Here is a 4,088-nt window from a genome sequence, read left to right on the forward strand (position 1 = left end):
TCGTCGGTCGCATAGGTCGGAGCGCCGACAAACGCCGGAAACGGATCGGATTCGCCGTGCATCGCGCGGGCATAGCCATCCGGACCGAGGTCCACGACCCCGCCATACGAGGTGTAGATCCGCGACCCTGTGCGGGTCTCGATGCACCCCTGCACCTCGACGATTCCGACCCCGTCCGGGCGGATGCGCATCCAATCGGCTGAGCCGGGCAGGAAAGCGCCGTCGAGGACCGGTCCGGCGAGGTGAGCCTCGACGAACCGCCACGCGATCCGCAGCCCATCCGGCAGGACGCCGATCACGTCCTTGCGCAGAAGGATGGTGCAGGATCCGAGGAACCTTGCGTCCCAGTCCCAGCTGGGCGTGACGGCGGCGCCGACCCCGCGAACGGGCGCAACGCGCTCGATCTCGACGGGTCTCGCGCCGCAACCGACCCGGTAGTGGGGCGGATCGGCCGACTCCGAGAGACGCGGAGAAATCGGTTGACCAGCGAAGCGAAGCACGGGCAGGAACTCAACGAGGCCGTCGGGTTGCCCTGGCACCAGCGCTCGAAAGATGCGCGCGCCGGCACCATGGACGCGCGGCTCGACGAGTCCGATGGCTTCGCGGATCGGGCCCCGGTTGATGCGATATTCGACCGCCACGCTGTGGCCCGGGCGCATCGGAGCGACCGCTACGGCGACGGACGCGGCCGTTCCCACGGAGACGACCTGAGGCGGCCCGGGGGTGTCCGCGCCGCCCCACCAGAGCGCCGACCCGTCGCGAGCTCGCGTCGACCTTTCGGGTGTCGGGCCGTCGGCGCGCGGCGAGCCGCTAGGCCACATGGGCCGAGAGGCATTCGTCGCCTCTGTGGAAGACATGGAAGCTCCCTGCAAAGCGAAATTGTTGAACCGGAACTCCCGCGGCCGATGGCGACAAACAATTTGACTTCCGACCCGCTGTTCGTGTTCAGCGCCGACCCTTCCAAATTCGGTAAAGACACCCCGCCGAAAGCTCCCGGGCCTCCAGGACCAAAGTCGTCAATGCTTTCGTGCGCCCTTGGCTCGACGGCTTTGCGTCAACCCCAGGCGTTGCTATTGTAAACGGCGTCACGTCTCCCCCCGCCGGTCCGCAATCTTCTCGGCCGCGAAGTGAGACTGGCGCCGAAAGCCAATTCTCACTCTCTGTCGACAATGACAATTTGTACAGAGTCCGATCCCTTTTGCAAGGACACTTCGTTAGACCGCGCCCGCGGCCCCGCGGCCCCGCAACAACGCTTACCTCGCTACCGCGCGGCTGAGTCGTCGATTTACGCATAATTGAGGACCCCAGCTGGCCCGACCTGAGCCGTTGCCTCAGCTGCGACCCCAAAATCGCCCCCATCATCGAGGGGACGCGGTCCTTCAGCGACCCGGACAACCTTCAGCGACCCAGGTTCGTTAGACATTGCTCCTTGAGTTCGGCCACCACGGCCGCAACAACCAGATCGGGCTGGGGGTACGGACGCGGTCGCTGAGACCGACGACGCCGTCGATTCTCTGGTGGGGTCGCTGCCGGATATCGCTTCCCGCGACGGCGCGCCCCGGCTGGCGAATAACCGCAATGAGCAGCTTGCGCGGGAAGAGAGGCCGCCGATGCCGCCGGCCTCTCTCTCGTTCGGGCTCCGCGCCCGCCCCGAGCGATGCTCAAATCCTTCGCTCTGCGCTCAGATCATCCGCCGATACTGGGCCAGGACCAGCAGCGCGGCGAAAACCATGGGCAGGAAGGCGTGGGGCAGTTCGATCATTGCATGTCCGCCCGGGCGCGCGCCCAACCCCAGGCGAGATAGGCGATGGTGGCGACAGCGCTGACCGCGCCGTAGGAAACAAGAAGCGGCTGGACCATCATCATCCCTCCATAGGCCGGATCAATCGAAGCCCCATTGCGGGCCGCGTCGAATGGGATCATGCCTCCTACTCTTGTGTAACGGCTTAACATAAACCGTATAAATTTGATCGATTAGCCTTACCTTACGTCATACTAATGAATTTTGTCGCGGACTCCCGGAAAGACGTCTGACGTAACGTAACTTTTATTCTTGCATTGGAATCAGAGGTAATATTAACGAAGCACCAAATTGCAGCAATGCAATAATTTCTTCACGCCCCGGGAGCAAGAATTCTCATGCCCGACGACACGCGCGCCGCGCGCGACCCGAATCCGTCGCGCCTTCGTGGCGCCAACTCCGGAGAGTCCGACATGAGTCTGTTCAGACGTTTCGCCCAGGACGCCAGCGGCGCGACGGCGATCGAATATGCGCTGATGGCGAGCCTGATCGCGGTCGCGATCATCTCGGCCGTCCAGCTCGTCGGAACCCAGGCAAGCACGGTGTTCGCCGAAGTCGGCAACGCGTTGCATTGAATGCGCAGCGCGCCTCACCCGCATCGCCGTCACGCGGAGGGCGGCTTCTCGCCGCCCCCTTCCACGAGCGCGCCCAGGGGCGCCCGCGAAATCTTTCCTTACGCGGTCGTTCCGATCACGAAGACCGCCAGCGCGACGAAGAGAAACAGGTCGCTCGCCATGGCGACAGTTTCGTTCCGCGAGCGGTCGCGCTCCGCCATATGCCGAAAACCCGCGGCGCCGAAGAAGATGGCGGGGGCGATCGCGGCCGGAAGCGTGAAGCTCGACGCTGCGAGCGAAAGGAGCCCGACGACGCCGGTCGCGACGTTCGCGACCCCGAGTTCGCGCACGAGCGGCAGCGCTTCGTTGCTCGTCATGTGGAAGATTTCCCGCGCGGTGAACGCCGGCTGAAAGAATTGCCGGACCCCGGCGAGCGTCAGCCGGACGCCGACGCCCCAGAACACAAACCAGCGGCCGAAGAGCTCAAGCCACGGCGCCGCCGGATCGAGCGCGTGTCCGGCGACGATCGAAACGACCGGCAGAACGAGCATCGTCCGGGCGACGGTCGCGATGTACATGGGCCCCCAGCAATCGGGGCGACCAGCATAGCTGCATCGGCGCCCGGCGCAATCGACAGAACCGGCGCGGCTTGAACTGGCGCGACGCAGCGCATATGGAGCCTCGCCCGTGACGACTTTCGCGAAACCGCCCACGCCGATCCGACCCGCCGCCCGGCAGTCGCCAGGCGCCGCGGATCCGTCTCGGGCAGACTGGGCCGCACTGTCCGCGCCCTCTGCGGAGCCTGGCCGCCTCGCGACTCCCGCGGCCCTCGTCGAGGCCGGCCTCGCCGCCGCCGAGCGACTCGCCGAACTCGAGGCGGTCGCAGAGCGCTACGCCGTCGGCCTGACGCCTGCGCTCGCCAAGCTGATCGACAAGGACGATCCGGGCGACCCGATCGCGCGCCAGTTCGTGCCGGACGGCCGTGAGCTCAAGCGCGACCCGGCCGAGACAGACGATCCGATCGGCGACGACGTGAAGAGCCCGGTCGAGGGGCTCGTCCATCGCTATCCCGACCGGGTGCTGATCAAACTCGTTTCGGTCTGCGCCGTCTATTGCCGGTTCTGCTTCCGCCGCGAGCGGATCGGGCCGGGCTCCGCGTCGCTCAGCGACGGCGAATTTGCGGCCGCGCTCGACTACGTGCGGGGAAACAGAGCGATCTGGGAGGTCATCCTGACCGGGGGCGACCCGTTGACGCTGTCGCCCCGCCGCATCGCGCTTGCAACCGGGGCGATTGCCCGAATCGATCACGTGAGGACGCTGCGCTGGCACACGCGCCTGCCGGTCGCCGACCCTGACCGCGTGACGGCCGCCATGGCGCGCGCGCTCCGCGCCGACGGCCGGACGGTCGTCGTCGCCCTGCACGCCAACCATCCGCGCGAGCTCACTGCCGCCGCGCGCGCCGCCTGCCGCCGCCTCTCCGCGCAGGGACTGATGCTGCTCAGCCAGAGCGTGCTCTTGAAGGGGGTCAACGATGAGGTCGAGACGCTTGACGCGTTGATGCGCGCCTTCGTCGAAGCCGGGGTGAAGCCCTATTACCTGCATCACGGCGACCTTGCGCCCGGCACGGCGCATTGGCGTGTGCCAATCACGAAAGGCCAGGAGCTGATGCGTTCGTTAAGAGCCCGACTCTCGGGGCTCGCCATGCCGACCTACGTGCTCGACATTCCCGGCGG

At 66.5% G+C, this 4,088-nt stretch carries 5 protein-coding genes; 2 read left to right on the forward strand and 3 right to left on the reverse strand.

The window, feature by feature from the left end; all coding sequences use genetic code 11:
* The coding region (locus tag ACLP25_RS22895) for a DUF3237 family protein (protein WP_442471441.1) at positions 1-857 on the reverse strand (857 nt) is incomplete at its 3' end.
* Between the two features lie 901 nt (positions 858-1,758).
* Positions 1,759-1,923: a hypothetical protein gene (locus ACLP25_RS22900; RefSeq protein WP_442471442.1), complete on the reverse strand. Its 165-nt coding sequence runs from the start codon at positions 1,921-1,923 to the stop codon at positions 1,759-1,761.
* A gap of 216 nt (positions 1,924-2,139) precedes the next feature.
* Between ACLP25_RS22900 and ACLP25_RS22905 the strand changes: the two genes are divergently transcribed.
* Positions 2,140-2,376 carry a Flp family type IVb pilin gene (locus ACLP25_RS22905; RefSeq protein ID WP_442471443.1) on the forward strand — a complete coding sequence of 79 codons (237 nt, stop codon included), beginning with the start codon at positions 2,140-2,142 and terminating at the stop codon, positions 2,374-2,376.
* A gap of 98 nt (positions 2,377-2,474) precedes the next feature.
* Here the strand turns inward: ACLP25_RS22905 and ACLP25_RS22910 are convergent, their stop codons facing one another.
* Positions 2,475-2,933, reverse strand: coding sequence for a DUF6790 family protein (locus tag ACLP25_RS22910; protein WP_442471444.1), 459 nt, complete (start codon positions 2,931-2,933; stop codon positions 2,475-2,477).
* 202 nt (positions 2,934-3,135) lie between these two features.
* On the opposite strand from ACLP25_RS22910, the gene ACLP25_RS22915 reads away from it, so the two are divergent.
* On the forward strand, positions 3,136-4,088 hold a 953-nt coding region (locus ACLP25_RS22915), incomplete at its 3' end, for a lysine-2,3-aminomutase-like protein (protein ID WP_442471445.1).

The organism is Roseiarcus sp. (genome assembly GCF_052145395.1).
Classification (GTDB): domain Bacteria; phylum Pseudomonadota; class Alphaproteobacteria; order Rhizobiales; family Beijerinckiaceae; genus Roseiarcus.

Bases quoted from the DNA above. Each gene is read 5' to 3' on its own strand.
- ACLP25_RS22905 (WP_442471443.1), top strand. From the start codon at position 2,140: ATGCCCGACGACACGCGCGCCGCGCGCGACCCGAATCCGTCGCGCCTT.
- ACLP25_RS22910 (WP_442471444.1), bottom strand. From the start codon at position 2,933: ATGTACATCGCGACCGTCGCCCGGACGATGCTCGTTCTGCCGGTCGTT.
- ACLP25_RS22900 (WP_442471442.1), bottom strand. From the start codon at position 1,923: ATGATCCCATTCGACGCGGCCCGCAATGGGGCTTCGATTGATCCGGCC.